General features: G+C 67.9%; 21 protein-coding genes and 1 pseudogene. 11 read left to right on the top strand and 11 right to left on the bottom strand.

The window, feature by feature from the left end; genetic code table 11:
• The first annotated feature begins 8 nt into the window (after positions 1 to 8).
• From OG734_RS04060 to OG734_RS04040, 5 genes are all read left to right on the top strand, one after another.
• Entirely contained in the window at positions 9 to 923 is a 915-nt protein-coding gene (locus OG734_RS04060) for an alpha/beta hydrolase (RefSeq protein WP_330286085.1), read from the top strand.
• Between the two features lie 477 nt (positions 924 to 1,400).
• Entirely contained in the window at positions 1,401 to 1,997 is a 597-nt protein-coding gene (locus tag OG734_RS04055) for a PadR family transcriptional regulator (protein WP_330286084.1), read from the top strand.
• A complete protein-coding gene (locus tag OG734_RS04050; RefSeq protein ID WP_330286083.1) occupies positions 1,994 to 3,760 on the top strand; it encodes a sulfatase in 1,767 nt (588 codons plus the stop codon). Before OG734_RS04055 ends, OG734_RS04050 begins: the two co-directional genes overlap by 4 nt.
• A gap of 109 nt (positions 3,761 to 3,869) precedes the next feature.
• On the top strand, positions 3,870 to 5,246 hold the full coding sequence (locus OG734_RS04045; protein ID WP_330286082.1) for an MFS transporter: 1,377 nt from the start codon (positions 3,870 to 3,872) through the stop codon (positions 5,244 to 5,246).
• 109 nt (positions 5,247 to 5,355) lie between these two features.
• On the top strand, positions 5,356 to 6,252 hold the full coding sequence (locus OG734_RS04040; protein WP_330293556.1) for a formylglycine-generating enzyme family protein: 897 nt from the start codon (positions 5,356 to 5,358) through the stop codon (positions 6,250 to 6,252).
• A gap of 101 nt (positions 6,253 to 6,353) precedes the next feature.
• On the opposite strand, the gene OG734_RS04035 is transcribed toward OG734_RS04040, so the two are convergent.
• Positions 6,354 to 7,433 (bottom strand): LacI family DNA-binding transcriptional regulator, encoded by a 1,080-nt coding sequence (locus OG734_RS04035; protein WP_330286081.1) that lies wholly within the window; start codon positions 7,431 to 7,433, stop codon positions 6,354 to 6,356.
• Positions 7,434 to 7,612: 179 nt separating this feature from the next.
• Between OG734_RS04035 and OG734_RS04030 the strand changes: the two genes are divergently transcribed.
• Both OG734_RS04030 and OG734_RS04025 read left to right on the top strand, forming a co-directional pair.
• On the top strand, positions 7,613 to 9,373 hold the full coding sequence (locus tag OG734_RS04030) for an amidohydrolase (protein ID WP_330286080.1): 1,761 nt from the start codon (positions 7,613 to 7,615) through the stop codon (positions 9,371 to 9,373).
• Positions 9,374 to 9,495: 122 nt separating this feature from the next.
• Positions 9,496 to 9,795 carry a hypothetical protein gene (locus tag OG734_RS04025; protein WP_330286079.1) on the top strand — a complete coding sequence of 100 codons (300 nt, stop codon included), beginning with the start codon at positions 9,496 to 9,498 and terminating at the stop codon, positions 9,793 to 9,795.
• A 56-nt stretch (positions 9,796 to 9,851) separates the two neighbouring features.
• Here the strand turns inward: OG734_RS04025 and OG734_RS47850 are convergent.
• Positions 9,852 to 10,310: pseudogene (locus OG734_RS47850) on the bottom strand (transposase).
• Positions 10,307 to 11,617, bottom strand: a complete 1,311-nt coding sequence (locus tag OG734_RS04020) for a transposase (protein ID WP_330286078.1) — start codon at positions 11,615 to 11,617, stop codon at positions 10,307 to 10,309. The pseudogene OG734_RS47850 and the gene OG734_RS04020 overlap by 4 nt, the downstream one beginning before the upstream one ends.
• 688 nt (positions 11,618 to 12,305) lie before the next feature.
• On the opposite strand from OG734_RS04020, the gene OG734_RS04015 reads away from it, so the two are divergent.
• From OG734_RS04015 to OG734_RS04005, 3 genes are all read left to right on the top strand, one after another.
• Positions 12,306 to 12,572, top strand: coding sequence for a hypothetical protein (locus OG734_RS04015; RefSeq protein ID WP_330286077.1), 267 nt, complete (start codon positions 12,306 to 12,308; stop codon positions 12,570 to 12,572).
• Between the two features lie 470 nt (positions 12,573 to 13,042).
• Positions 13,043 to 13,234, top strand: a complete 192-nt coding sequence (locus tag OG734_RS04010; RefSeq protein WP_330286076.1) for a hypothetical protein — start codon at positions 13,043 to 13,045, stop codon at positions 13,232 to 13,234.
• Positions 13,235 to 13,362: 128 nt separating this feature from the next.
• Positions 13,363 to 14,226: an SAM-dependent methyltransferase gene (locus OG734_RS04005; RefSeq protein WP_330286075.1), complete on the top strand. Its 864-nt coding sequence runs from the start codon at positions 13,363 to 13,365 to the stop codon at positions 14,224 to 14,226.
• Here the strand turns inward: OG734_RS04005 and OG734_RS04000 are convergent, their stop codons facing one another.
• The 7 genes from OG734_RS04000 to OG734_RS03970 all read right to left on the bottom strand — a co-directional run bounded on the left by OG734_RS04000 (position 14,227) and on the right by OG734_RS03970 (position 19,498).
• Entirely contained in the window at positions 14,227 to 15,177 is a 951-nt protein-coding gene (locus OG734_RS04000) for a helix-turn-helix domain-containing protein (protein ID WP_330286074.1), read from the bottom strand. It lies immediately after the preceding gene.
• 89 nt (positions 15,178 to 15,266) lie between these two features.
• Positions 15,267 to 15,503 (bottom strand): DUF397 domain-containing protein, encoded by a 237-nt coding sequence (locus OG734_RS03995; RefSeq protein ID WP_330286073.1) that lies wholly within the window; start codon positions 15,501 to 15,503, stop codon positions 15,267 to 15,269.
• A 393-nt stretch (positions 15,504 to 15,896) separates the two neighbouring features.
• Positions 15,897 to 16,697, bottom strand: coding sequence for a DUF317 domain-containing protein (locus OG734_RS03990; RefSeq protein WP_330286072.1), 801 nt, complete (start codon positions 16,695 to 16,697; stop codon positions 15,897 to 15,899).
• Between the two features lie 109 nt (positions 16,698 to 16,806).
• Positions 16,807 to 17,202, bottom strand: coding sequence for a hypothetical protein (locus OG734_RS03985; protein ID WP_330286071.1), 396 nt, complete (start codon positions 17,200 to 17,202; stop codon positions 16,807 to 16,809).
• A 33-nt stretch (positions 17,203 to 17,235) separates the two neighbouring features.
• Positions 17,236 to 17,931: a DnaB-like helicase N-terminal domain-containing protein gene (locus tag OG734_RS03980; RefSeq protein ID WP_330286070.1), complete on the bottom strand. Its 696-nt coding sequence runs from the start codon at positions 17,929 to 17,931 to the stop codon at positions 17,236 to 17,238.
• Positions 17,931 to 19,220 carry a DNA cytosine methyltransferase gene (locus OG734_RS03975; RefSeq protein ID WP_330286069.1) on the bottom strand — a complete coding sequence of 430 codons (1,290 nt, stop codon included), beginning with the start codon at positions 19,218 to 19,220 and terminating at the stop codon, positions 17,931 to 17,933. The genes OG734_RS03980 and OG734_RS03975 overlap by 1 nt, the downstream gene beginning before the upstream one ends.
• Positions 19,217 to 19,498 carry a hypothetical protein gene (locus OG734_RS03970; RefSeq protein ID WP_330286068.1) on the bottom strand — a complete coding sequence of 94 codons (282 nt, stop codon included), beginning with the start codon at positions 19,496 to 19,498 and terminating at the stop codon, positions 19,217 to 19,219. The genes OG734_RS03975 and OG734_RS03970 overlap by 4 nt, the downstream gene beginning before the upstream one ends.
• A 184-nt stretch (positions 19,499 to 19,682) precedes the next feature.
• Here OG734_RS03970 and OG734_RS03965 point away from each other — a divergent pair, with 184 nt between their 5' ends.
• On the top strand, positions 19,683 to 20,243 hold the full coding sequence (locus OG734_RS03965; protein WP_330286067.1) for an SMI1/KNR4 family protein: 561 nt from the start codon (positions 19,683 to 19,685) through the stop codon (positions 20,241 to 20,243).
• A gap of 4 nt (positions 20,244 to 20,247) precedes the next feature.
• Here the strand turns inward: OG734_RS03965 and OG734_RS03960 are convergent, their stop codons facing one another.
• The gene (locus OG734_RS03960) at positions 20,248 to 22,092 is read right to left on the bottom strand and encodes a tyrosine-type recombinase/integrase (protein ID WP_330286066.1); all 1,845 of its coding nucleotides are present in this window, start codon (positions 22,090 to 22,092) and stop codon (positions 20,248 to 20,250) included.
• Positions 22,093 to 22,203: the final 111 nt, after the last annotated feature.

Here is a 22,203-nt window from a genome sequence, read left to right as displayed (position 1 = left end):
GAGAGACGATGGACATGCCCCCATCCGGAAGTGACCGGCCCGACCTGGACGCTCTGCGACGTGAGTGGCCGGGTCCGGCGTTCCTGCCACCCGTCGCTCCCGCCCAGGAAGCCGACGGATCGTTGCACTACAGCGGTATCAGCTACGCCAACCACCTCGGCTACCGCCCTCTGCAACTGGATCTTTGGGTCCCGCAAGGACATGGACCAGCCGCAGTGGTCGTGTGGATCCACGGCGGAGCATGGCTGTTCGGCGACCGCCGCTATCTTCCCGAGACCCTTGAACACCAGACCGTCTTGAACGAACTGCTGGCACACGGACTCGCTATTGCCTCTGTCGACTACCGGTTGAGCGGGGAAGCGCGATTCCCCGCTCAGCTCCACGACGTCAAGTCGGCCATTCGCTATCTGCGCCACTTCGCGGACGAACTCGGGCTGGATCCCGATCGGTTCGGCGTGTGGGGCGAGTCGGCGGGCGGACATCTCGCCGCGCTGACCGCACTGACCTCTGGTCGCGCAGACCTCGAAGGGGACGTGGGACTCCCAGGTTCCAGTGAACCTGTTCGTGCGGCGGTGGACTGGTACGGGATCGCCGACCTCACTGCCATGCCCTTCACACGGTCCTCCGGCTTCATCGGGCTGCTGCTCGGAGACCGCAGCGAGGACGCGCTGCGTCTCGCCGGCCCAGTCACCCACGTATCACCGGAGGCACCACCCTTCCTGCTCATCCACGGGAGGAAGGACGGACTCGTCCCCGCGGAGCAGAGCGAGATCCTCCACTCCGCTTTGTGCGCTGTCGGAGCCGAGTCCGAACTGGTCCTGGTCGACGACGCCGATCACATCTTCCTCGGCCACACCGACATTCCCGCCCTCGTCCGGCAGTCCGCCGCCTTCCTCGCCGAACGGTTGCGCCCTGATTCCTGAGGGGCCTTGCTCAGCCCCGGCGACGCTCGCCGACACGACTGCGGCCCCATGCCAGGTCCAGGCGAAGGTTCATCGGACTTCCGGGTGATGTCACCGTCGAGAATTTCACGCCTTGCGCCGCAGGTCGGGACAGGTCACAGACCGCTTGCCGCGTCGCATTTCCGAGTGGGAAGGATGGTCGATGACCAACGGATCGGGCCACGGTTTCCATCCTCGGATCCCGCCACGCAACCATGCCCTGGCTGCACGAGCTGTCGAGGACATGGACACAGGCATGGAGATGGTGGGCGCATTGTTCGCGCCTGTCGGCCCACCCGAGGACTGGGACCTGTCCATCGAGGACCAGCAGATCCCCGGGCCGAGTGGTCAGATCCGCCTGCGTGTACCTGTCGTCCGACGGGGGACGCGCCCACCTTGACGGTCATGCGCCCCCGTTGTGCAATAGGTGACTACGCACATATGGGTGGGGCTCATACGATGGAATATCCACTGCTCGCGCTGCTGTCGTTTCGTCCGCTGAGTGGGTACGACCTGCGCAAGTTCATCGAGACCGAGGGCCAGTTCCTGCGGTCGCGGCTGCATCACAGCCACATCTACCGGTTGTTGGGACGGATGGTGGCCAACGGCTGGGTGACCTTCGAGATCGACCCGCGCGAGGGCAAACCGGACGCGAAGGTATACCGGCTCACCGAGGTGGGCCGGGAGGCACTGATGGCCTGGGTGCGATCGCCGTACCAGCCGCCCAGCCGTTTCCAGGACCCCGACTTCCTGACCCGGTTCGCCTTCGCCGCGCCCCTGGACCGGCAGGCCGCGATCAATCTGATCAGGACCGAACTGGACTATCGGTACGCCCAGATCGCCCGCAACCGTCACCGTCACCGCGCCCTCGACTTCATCGACCCGCTGCCCGAGCTGGACCGGGAGCTGGCGGTCGAGATCTCCGAGGCGATGCACCTGTTCGGTGCCTCATCGATGGACCGGTGGGTGGCCTGGCTGGAGGAGATGCTGCGGCGCCTGGAGGACTGGCAGCCCCGTGAGAGCCACGGGGCACAGGGAGAGGAAACTGCCACATGAAGGCGATCATGGTGATGTTCGACAGTCTCAACCGGCGTCTGCTGCCGCCGTACGGAGACGCCTGGACGCATGCCCCGAACTTCGCCCGGCTCGCCGAACGTACGGCCACCTTCGACAACGCCTACGCCGGTTCGATGCCGTGCATGCCCGCCCGCCGCGAGATCCACACCGGGCGGTACAACTTCCTGCACCGCAGCTGGGGGCCATTGGAACCCTTCGACGACTCCATGCCCGAACTGCTCAAGCGTGCCGGCGTGCACACGCACCTGGCCAGCGACCACCCGCACTACTGGGAGGACGGTGGCGCCACCTACCACGGCCGCTACAGCACCTGGGAGTTCTTCCGGGGACAGGAGGGTGACCCGTGGAAGGGGCAGGTCTCGGACCCGGTGATCCCGGAGGACCTGAAGAAGCTGCGCTGGCACGGCTACCGGCAGGACTGGGTGAACCGGAGCTACATGCCGACCGAGGACCGGCATCCGCAGACCCTCACCTTTGACGCGGGGCTGGAGTTCATCGAGACCAACCGGGACGCCGACCGGTGGTTCGTCCAGATCGAGACCTTCGACCCGCACGAACCGTTCTTCAGCCACCAGCGCTACAAGGACCTCTACCCCCACACCTACGACGGCCCGCACTTCGACTGGCCCGACTACAAACGCGTGGTGGAGACGGACGACCAGGTCACGCACGCCCGCCATGAGTACGCGGCGCTGGTGTCCATGTGCGACCACTCGCTGGGCCGCGTCCTGGACGCCATGGACGAGCACGATCTGTGGGAGGACACCCTGCTGATCGTCAACACCGACCACGGGCTGCTGCTGGGCGAGAAGGGCTGGTGGGGCAAGGCCGTCCAGCCCTGGTACAACGAGCTGGTTCATCTGCCGTTGTTCGTCTGGGATCCACGGGCCCCCCAGGCCGCGGGCCAGCGACGCCAGGCACTCGTGCAGACCGTCGACCTCGCCCCGACGATCCTGGAGTTCTTCGGCGTCGAGAGGCCCGACGACATGCAGGGTGTGCCGCTGCCCGTCGAGAGCGACACACCGGTGCGTGAGGCCGCTCTGTTCGGCATGCACGGTGGCCACGTCAACGTCACCGACGGACGGTATGTGTACATGCGCGCCCCCGCCTCCGCCGAGAACGGGCCACTGCTGGAGCACACCCTGATGCCGACTCATATGCGCGAGCGGTTCTCCCCCGCCGAGTTGGTGGACATGGAGCTGGCCGAGCCGTTCGGCTTCACCAAGGGCGTGCGAACGCTGCGGATACCGGGGCGCACCTTCATCAACGCCTACCACCACGGCACGCTGCTCTTCGACCTGGAGAGCGACCCCGAACAGCTGGAGCCGCTCGTGGACGACGCGGTGGAGCTGCGCATGGCCGGGCTGCTCGTGGAGCTGATGCGCCGCAACGAAGCCCCTGAGAGCCAGTACGAGCGGCTCGGGCTGCCCGCCGAGGGGCCCGTCGGCGAGCACCACCTGCTGGTCCGGGCCCAGCGGGCCCAGGCCCAGAGCGCGGCGCGTCCGCTGCCACGGACCGAGGACTATCCCGAGGGGCGCTTCTCGCTGCGCTCGCCCGTCCTGCACCTGCTCGGTGATCCGGCGGCGGCCGAGGTCGTGAAACGGCACCTGCCCGCGATCACCGATTCCGAGCTGCTGCAGTTCCTGGGATCGACGTCGCTGATCGACGTCGCGGCGATGGCCGGCGCAACGGTGCCGGCCGACCGGCTCCGACTGGTCGCCGAGGAACTCGCCGAGCTCTGACGTACACCGTCCAAGGCCGGTGACGGGGTGGCCGCCCCGTCACCGGACCACGCTCCGACCCCATCCGCATCACTCCTGCAGAGAAACGACACAGAGAACGAGGTAGCGCATGCCCGAGCTTATCGAGGACTCGTCCGCAGCGACGAAGACTCCGCCCCCGACCGCCGTACCCGGCCGTTGGCGTCAGCTGTCCCTGGTCGGCGGCACCATGCTCGTCGACAGCACCGAGGCCGGTCTGATCAACGGTCTCTTCCCCGTGATCAGGCAGGCGCTCGGCATCTCGCTGAGCGGCCTCGGCGTCCTGACCGCCGCCGGAAAGATCGCCGGTGTGATCACCGGCCCGCTGTGGGTGTGGGCCGCCCGGCGGTACTCCCGCAAGAGCGTCCTGGCCGTGTCCTCGGGCTTCTGGGGGGTCTTCGGTATCGGGGCCGGCTTCGCCCAGAACTTCACCCAGCTCCTCGTCCTGTGCACACTCCTCAGCGCCGGCTACGCCGCGGCAGGGCCACTCGCCAATGAGCTCATCGGCGATCTCTTCGACAGCAGATCCCGGGGCCGGGCCGTCGGCGTGCTCTACGGCACCCTGAATCTGGCCTCGTCCCTGTTCGCCCCCTTGCTCGGGCAGCTGGCGGGGTTCGAGGACGGCTGGCGGTGGGGCCTGTGGGGCATCGGAACACTCAACGTGCTCGTCGGCATCGCCTTGTGCTTCTGGCTGCGTGATCCCGGCACGGGAGCGTCCGAGGACCAGCTCGCCGGCCTCGACCAGGCCACCCGCACCGCCCAGGCCAAGGTGACCCGTGCTGACGTGGCGGCCCTCTTCCGCATCCCCAGTCTCGTGATCCTGATGTGCTCCCGGCTGCTGTCGGGCCACCTCCTGCTCCTCATCTTCGGTGTCGTCTTCCTGGTGGACGTGTACGGCTTCTCCATCCAGGTCGCCGCCGCTGTCATGCTCCCGATGGGGATCGGGTTCTTCGCCGGCACCCTGCTCGGTGGCGTGCTGTCCGACTGGGCCGTACGCCGCAACCCTCGCAACGGCCTGGTCGTCGTCCTGCAGACAGCCCAGTTCGCCTTCGCCGTCGTCGCGTTCTTCGCCACCCAGATCGACTACGGCGGCATCGGAATGTTCGCCTTCTTCTTCGGACTGATGGGCCTGGTCCAGGGCGTCAACCCCGGCGTCAACCGCCCCATGCTGATGGCCGTGACCCTCCCCGAACTCCGCGGGGCCGCGTTCGCCGTCTACCTCAACGTCTTCGAGGCGATCGCCTGGGCCATGTTCAGTCTCGGCGCCGGATACCTCGGGGAGGTCATCGGTCTGCAGCAGGTGTTCCTGTGGGTCCTCGTGATCCTGATGGCGCTCAACGGCCTCTTCCTGACGCTGCTCTACCCGGTGTACGGCCGCGATGTCGCCGCCGTGGCAGCGGAACTGGACCGACGCCGTGCCCAGACACAGGACCCGGGAGGAACACCGCCTCCGCCGTCGACCACCTGACCCCCGCCCTCACCCGCCTCATTGGAAGTCCGCCATGGAACATCGCCCCTCCGTCAGCCCCTGCTGCGCCGTCTCACGCGGCACAGCAGCCTCCTCCGTGAACCCGCGGATGCCCGTGCGGTCCGTGCGGGGCGGACGGTCGACGGAGGGCATGGTGATGCTGCCCGGTGGCGACTTTCTGATGGGCGCCGAGGACAAGGAGGGCTTCGCCGACGACGGCGAGGGACCGGTGCGCCGCGTTCGCCTTAAACCGTTCCTCATCGACACCTGCGCGGTGACCAACACCGACTTCGCCGCCTTCGTCGACGCCACCGGCTATGTGACGGACGCCGAACGCCTGGGCTGGTCCTATGTGTTCGCGGGCTTCCTGCCGGCCGTGCTGCGCCGCGGGGCAGCACGGCCGGACCGCACTCCGTGGTGGTGCGCGGTGCCCGACGCCGTGTGGAACCAGCCTGAAGGACCCGGCAGCACCGTGACCGAACGCCCCAACCACCCGGTGGTCCACGTCTCCTGGCACGACGCCCAGGCCTACTGCCGGTGGACGGGCAAACGTCTGCCCACCGAAGCCGAATGGGAGTACGCCGCCCGTGGCGGACTCGTACTAAAGCGCTATCCATGGGGCGACGAACTCGATCCCGGGGGCATTTACCGGTGCAACATCTGGCGCGGGCGGTTCCCGTCGCGGAACACCGCCGACGACGGTTACAGCGGCAGTGCTCCGGTGACCGCCTTCGAACCCAACGGCTTCGGCCTGTACAACATGTCGGGCAACGTCTGGGAATGGTGCGCCGACTGGTGGACCACTCACCACTTCGCCCGAGAGACCCTCGCCGATCCGAAAGGCCCCGCCACGGGCAACGCCAAAGTCATCCGCGGCGGCTCCCACATGTGCCACCGCTCGTACTGCAACCGCTACCGGGTCGCCGCCCGCAGCGCAAACACCCCGGACTCCTCCAGCGGCCACGCCGGCTTCCGCTGCGCCCGCGATCTCGACATCCGTCAGTGACGTCACGGGCCGGCTCAGATCGGTCCAGCGGTGGCTCGGGGCCCGGGACAAGGAGGGGTGCCCGACCCGCCGGGTCGCGCCCCCGTCCGTTCGTCCATCGGCTACTTCGATCCGAAAGCCCTGTCGACCGTGTGGTTGCCCTCATGACGTGTCAGTTGCTCATCGCGGTCACCGGCGGCGTCCAGCCGGTCATGATTGTCGCGCTCCCGCTGTACAACATCGACGAAGGGAGGGCCTTCGTTTCCGATCTCCGGTCCGGGGAGGGCGGAGCGCCGGACTGCCAGCCGGGCGGGCACCAGGACCGAAGGGAGCTGGACTCCGGTCTGCAGCCGGGTGACCAAGGCGTCGACGGCCAGACGTCCGCCGGTCGTGGCGCGGTGGCAGACAGTCGTGACGGGTGGATCGGCCGTGGCGTAGGCCGGGTCCTCGGAGAAGCAGGCGATCAGGAGGTCATCCGGGATGCGCAGTCCGTGTCTGCGGGCCGCGTCCAGCAGCAGGAAGCCGATCGATTCGTAGATCGCGTAGACGGCGTCGGGGCGCCCGGCCAGCGCGATTTCGGCAGGGTCCTCACCGGGCTCCCAGTCGACGACCCGCTCGGGGCGTCCGTGGGCGCGGCACCAGGCGCGGTAGGCGGCGACGCAGCTGCGGGTGTAGTGGTCGGTCGCCGACGAAGCGATCAGGGTGATCCGGTGGGCGCCCTGTCCGGCGAGATGATCGAGAACAGCCTTGGTCGAGACGTCGTGGTAGTTGTCGATCCAACTCCCACGCGAAGCGGAGGGGCGTCCCAGGAAGGTGACCGGGATGCCCGCGCGGGCGGCCCCTATAGCGAGGGGATCGTCCCCGGAAGGGTCGAGGATCAGCGCCCCGTCGGCCGAGACCGACTCCCAGCCCGTCGCGCCTGCAGGCAGCACCGTCAGCCCGAAGCCGTGCCGGTGCGCCGCCGCCATCGCCGCGCCGACCGCGGCCCGGTAGTAGGCGATCTCCAGGAAGTTCCAGGGCACGCCGGGGAAGGCCGTGACGCCCAGGGCCAGGGTCCTGACCGGGGTTCGGTAACCGAGCTCCGCGGCGATGGCCCGGACCCGCACCCGGGTCGCGGCGTTCATCCGGCCCGTGCCGTTGAGCGCGTTGGTGACGGTAGCCCGCGACACCTCGGCAGCCGCCGCCACATCGATGATTCTCATCCGCCCCACGGCAGACAGACTACGGATACACGTGTTTCACACGGGTTTCTCCACCGATTTCGAAGACTTCAAGGCCTTGTGGTTGCCAGGGCAACCACGAATCATCTGCGCTCTCGACCCCCGATAGCAGGGAACCTCCCGTGAAGCACCGGTTCGTAAGCCGCCCAGTTCCGGCCGGAATGGCCGCCATCCCCATGACCGCCGCGCTGTCGACCACCGACGCGACGACAGCGGCGGCTGCCTCCGCCGAGGCCGATCTGGTCCTGTGCAACGGCTACGTCTGGACGGTCGACGCCCGCGACAGCATCAAGAAGGCCGTCGCGGTCCGGGACGGCAATATCATCTATGTCGGCACGGACAACGGCGCCGCGCACTACATCGGCAGGCGCACACAAGTGGTGGACCTGGGCGGGCGGATGGTCATGCCGGGCCTGCACGACGGCCATCTGCACAGCCTGTCCGCCGGCAGCGGTCTGCTGAGCCTGGACTTCGCCTACGCGTCGCTGACGGTCGCGGAGTTTCTGGACAGAGTCTCCGTGTATCTCACCAAGACCACCGATCAGGAGCCGGACGGCTGGGTGATCGGTTCGCACTGGTACGTGCAGGCGCTGCGGCCGACCGGAGTCACCGTGACGCGCAAGGACCTCGACGGCCTCGCCACCGAGCGACCCATCGCGATCTCCTCCAGCGACTTCCACACCATGCTCGTCAACAGCCGCGCCCTGGAGCTCGCCGGAATCACCAAGGACACGCCCGACCCGGCAGGCGGGATCATCGAGCGCGACACAGCGGGGGCGCCCACTGGAATCCTCCAGGACAGCGCCACCGCCCTCGTCGGTGCCGTCCTCCCGGCCCCCACCGACGCCGACAACCTCCGGTACGCCGAGGCAGCCCTCTCCGCGCTGCGCGCCCAGGGCGTCACGACCTTCATGGACGCGGCAGCCGACGAGAACATGCTCCGTGCCTATACCACGGTGGCCGAGCAGGGCAAGCTCACCGCCCGTGCCCATTTCGCGCTGGTGGTCGACCTGACCGAGAAGACCCCGCTGCGCCGGTTGAAGCGGCTCCGCCGACGCTACGACGCCGGGGTGCTCAGGGCCCGGCCGGATGTCCATGTCGGCAATGTCAAGGTATTCCTCGACGGCGTGCTGCAGGCGCCCGCTCAAACCGCCGCGGTCCTGGAGCCGTACCTCGTCGACGACGGCCACGGCCACATGGTTCCCGGCACTCGCAAGGGCACCATCTACTGGCCGCAGGACAAACTCGACGCCTTCTTCACCGAGGCGGCCACCTCCGGGTTCGACCCGCACACCCATGCCATCGGCGACCACGCCGTCCAGGTCGCCCTCGACGCCTTCGGGGCGGTCCGCCGCGCCGGGTACAAGCGCAACCGCCTGACCATCGCCCACGCCGAACTCGTCGCGCCCGCCGACATCCCGCGCTTCCACCGCCTCGACGTCGTGGCCTCGATGGGCTTCCACTGGGCCAAGCCAGGCCCCGACACCACCGACAGCGTCGAGCCCTACCTCGGTCCCGGGCGATACGAGAACTTTGAGCCCGAGGGCGCCATCTTCCGCGCCGGCGGCCGTGTCTCCCTCGGTAGCGACTGGCCCGTCGACCCCCTCAACGAATGGGACGCGCTGCGCACCGTCATCACCCGCACCGCCCTCCCCGGCACTCCATACGCCAAGTACGGCACCATGACCCCCAGCCAGCGTCTGCGTCGCCGCGCCGCGATCCGCGCCGCCACCCTCAACGGCGCCTACCAGCTCCGCCAGGAGCACCGCACCGGCTCCATCGAGGTCGGCAAACTCGCCGACCTGATCGTCCTCGACCGCAACATCCTCAAGATCCCGGCCGAAGACATCGCCAACACCCGCGTGCTGCTCACCCTGGTCGGCGGCAAGCCGGTTCACGGCTCCTACGAGACCTTCTCCTAGCAGGGGCATGCCCTGGCGCGGTGGCTGACGCTCCGTTTTCCGTCCCCGGCCCTCCACTTTCTGGTGGACGGGCGCGGAAGGTTCCGGTACGCACCGAGCGCGACGGCCAGCCGCCTTCCCGGGTGCGGCTCGAATCGCCGTATGAGGCCGAGGCCCGCTGGACGCGGCGCGGCAACCTGCTGGACCGGCAGGAGGAGGCGTTCCTCATCGAGGTCCTCCTCGCTGGCCTGCCGTATGACGTCTGCGGGCTGTGGGGTGCGGGGGAGGGAGCCGGCGTGGGGGGCGAACTGCCGTGCGAGGTCGTCCAGGACGCGGCCGAGCGCGTCGGTCTGCGCGCGGGTGGTGATTGCCGGGTCGGGCCCGTCGGTGTCGGTGGCGGTCCGGGCAAGGTGCTCGGTGTGCAGGCTCCGGCGGGACTGTAAAACGTTCGGCTCTGGCAAGATTTTCGGATGCTGTTGGTGATCTTTGGTGAGAATGGTCAACTGCCAGGTTTTGCGGTGCTGTTCCGGCAGAGCCGCTGAAACGGGGTGAGCCGCCGTGCGGGCCTGGGTGGTGCAGTTCCTGGTGGAAAGCATCCGCTGAGTCGGACGACGTTAGCCCCGGCAGCGGTGAGGATGTGTTGTACGTGCACTTTCGCCAGCCCTCGGTAGCGGCATTGGCGCAGGCCATGGGTGTGGACAGTCCCGGATACGGTGGCCTCGCAGCGTGCGCGCATCGCGTAGCGGGCCTGCCATGCATGGGTTTCCTATTCGATGCGCGCGCGGTTCTGGATCTCCTGCAGCGGACGGGGCATCAGGATGAGGTGGCGGCTTCGACCGTCGGCATTGCCGGTGCAGGACTGTCGATCCGCGCATTCTCGGCATGCGGCGCGGGGGAAGAGCACTGAGTGGCTTGTCTGACCGTCGAGGCGGGTCGTCTTCCAGGGCGGGCTGGTCACTCCGCGTGGGCAGGTCGCGGTGTGGCGGTCCCCGTCGATGTGGAAGTCCTTCTTGTCGAAGCCGGGGCGGTGCTGTCGGGGAGAGACCAGCCGGACCGGGCCGAGCACGGTAACGCCATAGGCGGTGGTGGCCCGCAGGATGGCCGCCCGCCGGGGTGACATAGCCGGAGTCCACGAGATGTTCGGCGGGCAGCAGTTCGCGTCGTCCCAGTGCGTGATGGATCGACTCCAGGGACGGAAACGTCCTGTTCGGGGGCCGGCTGCGTGGCCACGTGGACGATGACATTCGGTCCGGTGCCATCGCATGTCTCCGTCTGGTGCTCCTTGTAGCCGATCCAGGCTGCCTTGCCGGGCCGGTGGGCGAAGCGGGCCTCGCCATCGTGCGGCGTGACGATCTCCTCCCGCGACCAGGGCACCCGTGCGGTGCCGATGCCAGGGCTGCCCTCGCCCGGCCCGCCGGAGCGGCGCGGGGCATCGCGGCGGCTGAGCCGGTCGTGACTGTCCTTCGGACCGCGCCAGCCCAACTGCCCCGCCGCGTCGTACCAGAACTGCTGGACCCACACCTGCCGCAACACCTGGACCTGCGGCAGCATCCGCATCCGGGGCGGGGCACCCTCCTGGTGGACCGCGCGGAGCAGGCTCATGCCGTCCTCGCCGACCTGCAGCACATGGGCAGCCAGTTTCTCCTTGGACCGGGGCAGCCGGTCGTAGCGGACCGGGCGCCCGTAGCGTTCCGCCCACCCCACCGTGACCAGCGGCGCCAGCCACTCCTCGTTCGCCTTGGCGAGTTCCTCCAGGGCAGTGCGGAGCGTCTCAGCGACCAGCTCCACCCGGTTCAACTTCCGCACCGCGCCCAGCACCTGAGTGGAGTCGGTACGCATCCGCCCATGCCGCTTGACCAGGCCCGCCGCGGCCAAGCGGTCGACCATCAAAGCGAGCAGCCGGTCCGCGCGGTCGTCCTGGGCCATCCGGTCGCGAAACTCGCACAGGACGGAGTGGTCGAAGCCCGGATCATCCAGGGCAAGGCCCAGGCAGTACTTCCAGTCCAGCCTGCAGCGCACCGCTTCGGCGGCCTGGCGGTCGGTCAGGTTCTCCGCGTACTGCAGGACCGACACCATGGCCAGCCGGGCCGGCGACAGGCCCCGCCGGCCGTCCGCCGGATACCAGTCGGCGAAGTCGTCGTCTGTGAACAACTCGTCCAGCCGGTCCCGCATCCACATCGCCGTTGTGCCCCGCGGGTTGCTCGCCCTGGCCATCCGCACCGTCAACGGCGGAATCCCCCGACCCGTGCCCGAACCCATTGCCATCGCGGTCACCCCTCCGACCGCTCGATCCGCCCCGCTCCCCTCAGCGACCACCACAACGAGATCAACAGGGACAACGACGACGAGTTTCACCCCACCGAGCGAAGATCACCAACAGCATCCGGAAATCTTGACTGAGCCAGGATTCAACCGCCGCCGACACGTTGATGTCCCCGAGCGCAGACCTGCTCCCCGGGAACTCCCGTTGAACCTGTAGACCGTATGAAGCGGTCGTTCTGAGCTATGCCTGAGGACTGCACTGCGGCCCGGGGGTGACCCTGCCCCGCCTGTGAGACCGTGGATGCTGGTCTCTTCAGGACGTCCTGATTGGTCGCGCGCATCCGTCCTGGTTTCCCCGGGTGCGAGATTCACTCGAAAGGGTGAACGCTCCAGCCTGCTGCGAGTGCCGTTTTCAGGCGTCATCGATGCCGAGCGATCGATGACGGCCAGATGCGCTCACTCTCTTTGCATTGCAGGTCTTCAAGTGATCGGCTGATAACCCGGATTCTGCCGGGTGGTCAGCCGTGCGGGGAGTTCCGGGTTCCGATTTCACGATTTTCAGGCAGTACTAGTTGCCCTGGGCATGCGACTAGCGTGCGAGCAGATGCAGAAAAGAGGCCCCGAGTTGGTTGACGTCAGTCTCGGAGCCCCTTCCTGCATGCCCTGTCAACCGCACTGAGGAGTACGAGAAGTGATTGAGCATGCCCGCCGGAAGTTGGCATACCTCGCCCCGGCGTTTCCCGAGATTAGCATTCCGCTCTCAAGCATCCTGCAAACCGGAGTCTGCAGCGTCTTCCTGCTCACATTCCGGTTCAGCTCCGCGCTCGTTGTCGGTGTCGGGATCGCCGGGATTGCCTGGCCGGATGCCCTGTCACTGGAGGTCCAACTGGTGCTGACTGCGGCGGCGTGGTCGGACCGCAGCGGCCTCGCCTACGTGAAGGTCCGCTCGGCGCGCTGACCCCGGGCACCTGCCCGCGCCTGTCCGCCGATATTCTCCCCGTCTCGTTCATCGGGACGGGGGGTGCGCGGAGTGCGCCGGCGATGCTGCTTCGGGCGGTCGGTGTCCTTGTGGCGGAGTGGTTTCGGGGCTTCGTCGTTCCCGGTTTCTCACCTGTTGCGAGGTGGACGACATGCCCGTGCGTCACAGCCCTGTGGGGTTGCGCGCTGATGCCGAACTCGGCCCACTGCGCTGTGTGTTGCCCTATCCGGCCGATGAGTGGAGTGTGCGTGCGCCCCTCTCCTGCACGGCGTTCTGCCGCGATCACTGGCCGGTCTATGCGCGCTTCGGATACGTCGCTTCCGGGTCTACTGTCCGGGGTGCCGACCTTGCCCTCACAGCTTTGCGTGGCCTGGCCGACCAGTGGCCCGCTGTGCTCCGGTAGTTCTTCGCCTGCGGCGCTCGTCTGGGACCTTTTGTCGACAAGCGCGGTGTCCTGGTGGACGGAGCCGGCAGGACGGCTGCACGGGATCCTGGAGCGGCTGGAGGCAGACGCGCTGGTACTGCGCCATCGGCTCGGCCTGTCCGCAGGGCAGGCGGCGCATGCCATGGGGCTGCACGAAGCTGAGTTCGAACTGTTGAGAACCCGGGCCCTGCGCAATCTCCTGCCCCACTCCAGCTGATGAACATGTGTGCGTCGAACGCGGGGAGTGCGCCGGAGTGCGGGTGGCTGGAAAGCGGCTGATCTGCCTCGCCGGGGTTTCGCCCGTTAGTGGATGCGGGTAGCCCTGCCATGAACCGCCCTCCTAGCATGGGTCTCTCCTTCAGGAGGCTGCGGCGTTGCCAAGGTGACGTGCGTGGTCAGGAGCGTGGGGAGCGCCTCATCCTTGATCTCAGCAAACCCAGCGTTGCCAGAATGTACGACTATCTCCTGGGTGGCACGGATAATTACGAGGTCGATCGGGACGCGTGCGGGGAATTGCTGCGTCTGGCCCCGAGTTCCCGTGAATTGGCCTTGGTGAATCGTGCATTCCTTGTGAGGGCTGTGCGGTATCTGGCCCGTGAACACGGTGTCCGCCGGTTTCTGGACAGCGGGTCGGGCCTGCCGACGCGGCCCAACGTCCACCAGGTCGCCCAGGAAATCGATCCGGCGAGCGAGGTCGTCTACATCGACAACGATCCTGTCGTCCTCGCGCACGGGCGGATGATGCTCGCGGAGGACCCCAGCACCACCGCGGTGCTGGAAGCCGACATGCGCGACACCGAACGGATCTTCGGCAGCCCCGAAGTTACTCGTCTGCTGCGTGACGCCCGCCCGGTGGCTGCCCTGTTCGTCTCGGTGCTGCACTGCATTCCGGACGGTGATGACCCCTGGGCGCTGGTGCGCCGTGTCGCGGACAAACTGCCCTCCGGCAGTTACATGGTGATCTCCCAGCTCGCCAGCGACGACGCGGAACTGCGTGCTAACATCACGGACTTCATGCAGAACGTCACCGGCGGTACCTGGGGCCAGGTCCGCTCTGTGGACAGAGTCGACGCCTTCTTCGACGGCCTCGATCTGCTGGAGGTCGATGCTCCGGTCGAGGTCTCTCGCTGGCTGCCAGACAACGATCTGGCCCCCCGGCAGCGGACCGAGGAGTGGATCGAGTACGGTGCCGTCGCCCGGATCAGGTGATCACTCCTTAGGCTGCTCCACCAGCAGGTCGATGTAGTGCTGCAGGCGGTCAAGGGTCTCCTGTTTCGACAGGGCCTTCGTCCACCAGTCGTCCATCGAAGCCTGGAATGTCTCCAGTTCGCTCGGGTCCGCGACGAGTTCGCCGCCACGATTGTGCTGTTCCAGGTAGAGGGTGCGGCCGGTCTGGTCGCTGTACGGCTTGAACAGCGTCATCGCCGGGTGCACCGGGGCGTCCTGGCGGGTCGTTGCCTCAGGCAGGATCCTGATGTGCACGTCGGGCTTGTTTTCCGCGAGGTTGAAGAGATGGCGCAGCTGCTCGCGCATAACGACGACGCCGCCGACTTCCTTGGCCACGACGCCTTCGGCAACGAGAGCCTCGTACGCGGGGGTTTCGGGCTGGTCGAGGAGGTGCTGGCGGCGCCGTCGCATCTCCAGGCGGCGCTCGACCATCGCCAGGTTCTTCTCCCGCTTCTGCGGATCGTGCTGTGCGCGGAAAAAGTGGGTCATCACGGCCCGCGCGTAGCCGGCAGTCTGGAGCATGCCGGGGATGTGGTTCTGCTGGTAGGTCCGGATCACCTTGGAGGTGGCCTCCAGGGCGAACAGTGAGGTGTGGAGGTTCTCGGCGACATCGGTGAAGGTGTCCCACCACCGCTGGCCCTGGGAGTGCCGCATCAGGGCCTCCGCCTCCGCCAGAACCTCCTCCTCCGCCTCGTAGAAGCGCAGCAGGGCCACGACGCGTTCCGGTTTCGGCTCGCCGGAGGCGTTCTCGCAGCGGCTCAGAGTGGCTATCGACCCGATACCCGCAACTTTCCCGACGACGTGGCCCTGGTGAAGCCCCCGCTGCTCGCGCAGGTGCCGCAGCAGAGCTCCGATGAGCTGTGCTGCAGCCTTCGGCGATGTCGGGGGTGTCTGCCCCTCGCGGCCGACCAGAGCGAGAATCCGACCAGGCATGTGAACTCCTTGTACTGAAACGGCAAGCATTCGCCGCGCGCTCAGGATGAACACGATGGTGACCGGGGGCAAGGTCTGGCCGGGTTTTTTCAGACAGTCATGCCGTTGAACTCCCCGCTGGTCGCGCCGTCCAGGAATGCAGCGATCTCGGCTCGGGTGAAGACGAGCACCGGCCCTTCGGGAAAGCGCGAGTTGCGTAACCCGATCTCATTTTCATCCAGTCGGGCAAGTTCGACACAGTCGGTCACCGCGTCGCTCGCAGACGCCTTAATCCATCGCGTTCCCGTCAGTTCACCGGCCAGCATGCCGTTGTAGATACCGCTCATCCAGAGCATTCCTTCCATCCCTGACCAGCGGAAACTGAATCACCGCGGGCCTGTTCGAACGGGACACATCCAACCCGTTCTCACCCCTCGGTGAAAATTTCACCGAGGGGTGAGAATAGGAATGATTCTAAGGTCTGTCGAGGCGTTGTGCTGTCCCTCGAAGGGGTGTTACCGGGGGAGGTGAATACCATCGTGTGATGAAAGGATCGAATGATCAAATGAGGTGGGTTGCTGAGCTGAGGATGGCTGAAGTTGTCCCGTGGCGAATCTTTGAGCGGCGCGCCGAGTTGCGCGCGATGAATGTCGGGTGATGCAGACCGTCGTGATGTGTTTGACCACAGGCCGGAGGCCGGAGGAATGCTGCCTACGGTTTCCCGCAGGAGGACAGCCCGGTCAGCGCCGAGGGACGACCGGAGGCGTGTGCGGTGGCGCTGCGGGCTGGCATGCGGTCGTGACCCCGCTGGCATTCCGGACGGCCTGGTGGCGGTGCGCCTTTCGGATGCCGCTTCCGTGGGCGATTTCCTTGGCGAGGTCGGCGAGGAGACCGTCCGGGGTGGAGGCGGAAGCACGGATGGCCCAGGTGAGCTGGTCGATGCTGGGGCCGGCCCAGACGGTCCAGGCAGAGCGAGGGCTGTTCGGGTTCTGGGCGGCGAAGGCGTCGAACTGGACTCCCGCGTCCTCGGACGGGTTCGTCCAGCGGATCCAGCGTCCGTCGACAGTGTGCTTCCACCCCGCGTCCGTGAGGGGTTGGGTGGCGGCACCGACGGTCTCGTCGGTGACGGGGCTGCCGATAACGGTGTCCCAGCCGTCCCCGTAGACGAGATGGGTCAGCAGGGTCTGGAGCATGGGGGTTGGGGTCCAACCGGTCGCGGTGAGGTGCCACATGCGGTCGGAGACGGGTGTCTCGTACGCGGCCACGGTCCAGGCGGTGTCGCGGGGGTGGGCTTCGTGCACGTGCTCGATACGCAGGGTCTGCGATTCGTGGATGGCGTGGGTGGTGTCGTCGGACCAGGTGCGGTACTTCTCCCAGTCATTGTTCTCGGTGAGGAAGTCGTCGAGCATGGCTTCGTGGTCGCCGGGGTCAGCTGCGTAGGCGGGCACATTCTCGATGGGCGGTGCGGCCGGGGCCTGCGTGGTGGCAGGTGCGTTCAGGGCCGTGCGGGCTTGGGCGGTCTGGCGTTCGGTGTCGGTCATGGGGGCGGCTCCGGGGCGTAGGGCGTCGAGGCGGCTGCGGGGCATGGCAGCGGACTCGATTCGAGTCCGGGCCCGGCCGCGGAGGCTGGCCCGGCCCGGTGGTTGAAGGTCATCGGTGGGCGCGCGCGGCGGTGACGGCCGGGCGGTGTGGCGGCCCGGCCCGGGGACGCGGTGCGGACCGCGCGGGTGCACGGGTGGAGGGCGCGGGTGCCGGTGCGGTGGCGCGGTTCCAGCGGGTGCGTAGGGAGTGGAGGTCGGCCAGGGCGCGGCGGCTGCCGGTGATCAACTGGTGGGGGGTGTTGGAGGGGTCGTCGGTGTAGGCGGTGATCCGTGCGGCGACGGTGTGGGCGCGGATGAGGAGGGCGCGCTGGAGGATTCGCTCGCCCCAGTACTCGGCGGAGCCTGCGGGCGTGGAGATCAGGGCCATCAGGTCGCGGGGGGTGAGGGAGTCGGTGATCAGGCCGCGGTGCTGGGCCTCGCCGAGGACGGTGACCGGGTCGACCATGTCGCCGCGGTGGACCAGCGCCGTGACGGACTGTCAGAGCGCGGCGTGCAGCGGAACGATGAAGTCCTCCGCGGCCAGCCACCGCATCTGCTGCACTTCCTCCGGATGTGCGGTGGCGGTCGCCAGGAGGAGGCGTTCCTCGTCGAGTTCCTCCTCGCCGGCCTGCCGTACGACGTCTGCGGGCTGTGGGGTGCGGGGCAGGGAGCCGGGGTGCGGGGCGAACTGCCCGGCGAGGTCGTCCAGGACGCGGCCGAGCGCGTCGGCCTGCGCGAGGGTGGTGGTTGCCGGGTCGGGGCCGGCGGTGTCAGTGGCGATTCGTGCAAGGCGCTCGGCGTGCAGGTGCAACGTCCGGCGGGCGTGGTCGGCGCGGATCATCCGGGTGTACGCCGCGACGTGCTTGGGGGTCGGGCAGAACTGGATGAGGGCGTGGAGGTAGGGGGCGCTCAGGCCGGGAGCGTGTGGGCGGGCGAACTCCAGGACCTGGCTGAGCCAGGCGGTGTCCTTGGCGTGGTCGGCGGGGTCGGGCGGCGGAAGAGCACGGATCGCGGTGAACAGGCTGGCGTGGGAGCGATTGTCGAAGTGGCCGGCTACCAGCGTCCCGGTGTCGGCCAGACGCGGGGGTTCGAGGAGGAGCGCGCCGAGCAGCGCCTGCTCGGCGTAGTGGACCGGCTTCGGCGCCGGTACGAGGTCGAGGTCGTCGTCCTCGTCGGGATCAGGGGTTCGGGGCATCAGGCGGTGAGGGTGAAGTCGTCGGGGTTGAAAGGTTTGTTGAGGTGCGGGGCGAGCAGGTGCGCGGCCAGTCGCGGGGGGACTGCGTTGCCGATCTGCGAGAACTGCTGCCCTTTGTTTCCCTGCCACGGGTAGTCGGCGGGGAAGCTCTGCAGCACGCCCGCTTCCCGGGCGGAAATCTTGATCGGTTCCGGCTCCGGCTCCGGCTCCGGCGCCGACCGCTGCTCGCCGTCCGGAACGCCGGAGGCGGTGTCGGCGACCCAGGTGCACTCGTTCGCCCGGTGGCCGAAGAACAGCGTGCCGGCGGGCTCGTCGGCCCGGCGCACGGTGGCGTTGGCCTGGTTGTTGCTGCGCAGCGACCACGACCAGCGGTGCGCCTCGGCCGTGAATGTGGGCGCCGGCGCATCTGCGGGGCGGTTCTCGCGGGCACCGTGCCGGGCGGCACAGCCGGAGACTTCGCGCCGGGAGGCCAGGACGGTCTCCGCGGCGCGAGGGATCCAGGTGCCGCGGGCACGGGCGTCGGCGAGGGTCTTACGGGAGCCGGAGGGGAAGGGTTCCGGGCCTCCGCCGGGTCCGCCGCCTGCGCAGACAGTGGGCACGGGACGGTCGGTCGCGCCCCAGCCGAGGGCTTCGGCCATGGACACCCAGCGGACGCGGCCGGGCCCGAACAGGGACTCCGGTTCCGCAACCTTGGCGTGGGTGGGCGATGGGGGTTCGGCGGTGCGTGCGCGGGAGGCGAGCAGGATCGCCCGCTTCCTGGTCTGGGGGACGCCGTAGTCGGCGGCGTTGAGGATGCCCGTCCAGGTGGAGAATCCCCAAGTGCGCAGGATGGCCGCGTACTGCCGCCACAGCGGCAGGACGTCGGGGACTTCCTCCATGACCACCCATTCCGGTTCGCCCACGGTGTTCAGGGCGTGCAGGTAGCGCATGGGCTCGGCCGCGAGCAGGGACCGCTCGTCGCGGCAGGCGGCCAGCAGTGCGGCGCGGGTGTCGCGCCCGGCGGCGAGGTCGGCGACGGCTTGGTGGACGAGGGGCTGGTCGACCAGGCCGAGGCGCTTGCCCGCCATGCTCCACGCCTGACACGGCGGACTCGCGATGAACCCGCGGGTTCTGCCGACGAACGGCCGGACCGGATACATCGCCACATCCGTCTGGATCGTCAACTGCCCTGCCGCGGCGCGGGTTTTGCACGCCCAGGCATCCCACTCCAGGCCGATGTCCCGCCCGCCGAGCACCGACAGCGCGTGGCTCCAGCCGCCCGGACCCGCGAACAGATCCACAACGGTCAAGAGGCGAGTCCGAAGTCGTCCTGCACCGGCTCGGCGTCACCGCGGCACGCCCAGGGAGAGCAGCCGTCGATCACACCGTTCTCCAGTTCGTCCACTGCGGCGGCGCGGTCGTCGAGTTCCTCCTGGCGCGCTGCCCACTCGGCGGCCGTGACGTGGTCGACGGGGGCCTGGTCGAGAGGGACGCGGGAGCGGTGCAGGAACGCCTGTCCGAGCAGCCGGTTGCCGGAGGCGTTCGCACGGGCGTTGCCCTGGCGGATGGCTGCGTCGAACGCGACCACGTCCTCCCATTCCTCCGGGCTCGGGTCCCGGATATTCCTCCACTGAGCGTTGCCGTGAAATGGACAAGTTATTGAGAATTGAGACAGGGGTGTGACCTTTCTGGGGGGCAGGAAGATGCCGAGGGGCAGGTGGTAGTGCCGCAGCGCGCGGGGCGTTGTCACAGCGGGGTGGTATCCATGCCGCATGAATATTGATCAAGCCGATCCTGCTGAGGTGGCGGTACTTCGTGCGGTGTTCGATGCCGATGACGGAGGCGAGTCGGCTCTTGGCTGGGAGGCAGTCCATGGCTTCGAGACAGACCACGGGATCGTGCTGCCCGAGCCGTATCGGACCTTTGTCGCTGAGATAACGGACGGTTCGTACTCCGGGCCGCCCGAGTACGGACTGCTGTCGGTGGCGGAGCTGCCGGACGACTGGGGCGATGACGAGCAGGAACGCGACCTGAGCAAGCCGTTCCCGCTGGCGGAGGCGTGGATGTGGGAGGAAGACCCGGACCGGTCCGAGGATGCCGACGAACTCCTTGAACAGGTCTACAACCACGGCTCGGTCGTGCTCGGCACCGACGGGTGCGCGATGAACTGGCATCTCATCGTCACGGGACCTCACCGAGGGCACGTCTGGCTGATCAGTGACGTCGGTGCTGTCCCCTTCGGCGAGCAGTTCGGGTTCACCACTGCTGAGCCTGGCTTTGCTGGCTGGGTCCGGCATTGGGCGGCGAACAAGCCCTGGTATGACGCTGCGTGACTCTTCAGGAGTGCGGCCTGTGGTGGTCCTCTCCAGTTCCGATCGACTTCATGAGTTCAGTGAGAGGGACGAAGCTGTCGGCCGTCCCCAGTTCCCTGGGCGTGGGGCCCGCTGGGGTGGGGGTGTCCGCGAGGCGTTCGGCGAGGGCGGTGACAGCTTCGCGGTCTCCTTCGAGGGCTTCGCGCTCGTCATCTGTGAGGTCGAGTTGTTCGAGCATTTGGTCGATGCCGTCCTTGACGGCCAGGAGTTGGCCGCGAGCGGAGTCTTTGGGGACGTAGAACGGACAGCGTGCGCAGGCCAGCCGGTGGGGGCACTTGGCGAAGAAGTCGTAGCTGCAGTAACCCTCGCCCAGGTCGTAGTACTTCCAGGGCTGTTCGCCGCCTGCGGCGGCTCCGGTGAGGATGGAGTCGCGGTCGACGAGGACCTGGATGGTACGGACGTTGCGGGCGAAGTAGTCGGCTTTCTTGTAGGCCGCGGTGAGGGTGCGCTGCAGGATCGCCGCGTAGTAGCGGGTGCTGGCCGGGTGCTTGTGTCCGAGCCATTGCTGCAGATCGTTGAGGGATAACGGCTCCCGCGCGTTGAGCAGTTGGGTGGCGATGGTGGCGCGGGCCCGGTGGCTGGTCAGCGCTCCGCGGGAGTCGGTCTGTGGGACGCCGGACTTGCGGCAGAGTGCCGGGAGGATGTTGTGGTTGAGGTAGTCCTTGCCGACGAGTTGGCCACGGTGGCAGAACAGGTGCTGCCGTTTCTGGCCGTTCTTGCGGTCGACCAGGTCGGGCTGGGGCGGTCGGATGAGTTTCCAGGCGTCGATGAGCTGGCCGACTATCGGGTCGACCGGCTTGTTGAACGGCTGGGATGTCTTGTTCTGCGGGATGTGCAGCAGGCAGATGGTGAAGGGATCGCCGGTGGTGTCGTCGGTGCCTTGGTCCCAGGTGATGCAGTCCAGTTCGAGTCGGCGGATTTCGTCGACGCGGCAGCCGCCGAACAGCCAGACGCCGACCATCGCGCGGACCATCTCGACGGGGTAGTAGGTGGCCTTCCAGCCGGCTTTGCGGGCCCGGCCGGAGCCGTAGGGATTGAGGTCCTCGGCGTTCAGGGTCAGCCCGGCGGCCATGAGCTTGGCCCATGACCCATCGTCGATGATCCTGGGGTTCGGCCCCATCTGGGCGCGCAGGGACAGGGGCATGCTCATCACGCGGCGGGGGTCGAAGCGCGGTTTGATCCATTCCCATTCGATGAGGTCGCAGAAGAAGCCCCGGATGCTGTCGATGCGGGCCGCCCGGCCGCCGGGGGCGATGGGCTGGCCGAAGCGGCTGCGGTTGCGGTTGTGGCCGGCCCACTGGCCGACGGTGGCCTGCATGGTGTCGGCGACGTACTCGGCAGCCATGTCCCGGGTCCACTGGTCCGGCGAGATGACGTCGGGGTGCTTTTCGGCGGCCCAGCGTCCGGCGATGAGGATGACGGAGAACATCGAGCGGATGGTGCCGGGCTCATGCGTGGAGAACTTCCGCCAGCGCAGGGCCCATTCGGCCCACTCGGGCGGGACGGTGGAGAGCATGTCGGAGCGGGGCCCGGCCTTGCTCTCGTTGTTGTGCAGAGGGGCGGGGATGATGCCCTTGCCCGCGAGTACCCGGGAGAGTTTGATCAGACCGCGGCGTCGGCTGTGTAGGCCGTCAACCTTGTGGTAATCGGCCACCAGTTGGCGCACGAGGGTGTCGGTGAGGTCTTCCAGGCGAGGGCTTCCGGCGCTGAGGAGGGCGTCGAGGACCGCGTTGCCGACCTGCCACTCCAGATTCCAACGGCGGATGCATCGCCACACCACACCCTGACGACCTGTCAGGAAAGTCAGCATCAGGTCAGCATTCGTCCTGCCAGAGGTGCCCACAGACGCCCACACTTTAGAAACATGGACGGCCAAGTAGGCACCTCTGCGCCAGCATCGCAGGGGCCGTGCTGCCAGGGA

Origin of the sequence: Streptomyces sp. NBC_00576 (assembly GCF_036345175.1) — a bacterium.
In the GTDB taxonomy this organism is placed as follows: Bacteria; Actinomycetota; Actinomycetes; order Streptomycetales; family Streptomycetaceae; genus Streptomyces.
This window is presented reverse-complemented; position numbering and strand designations above follow the sequence as displayed.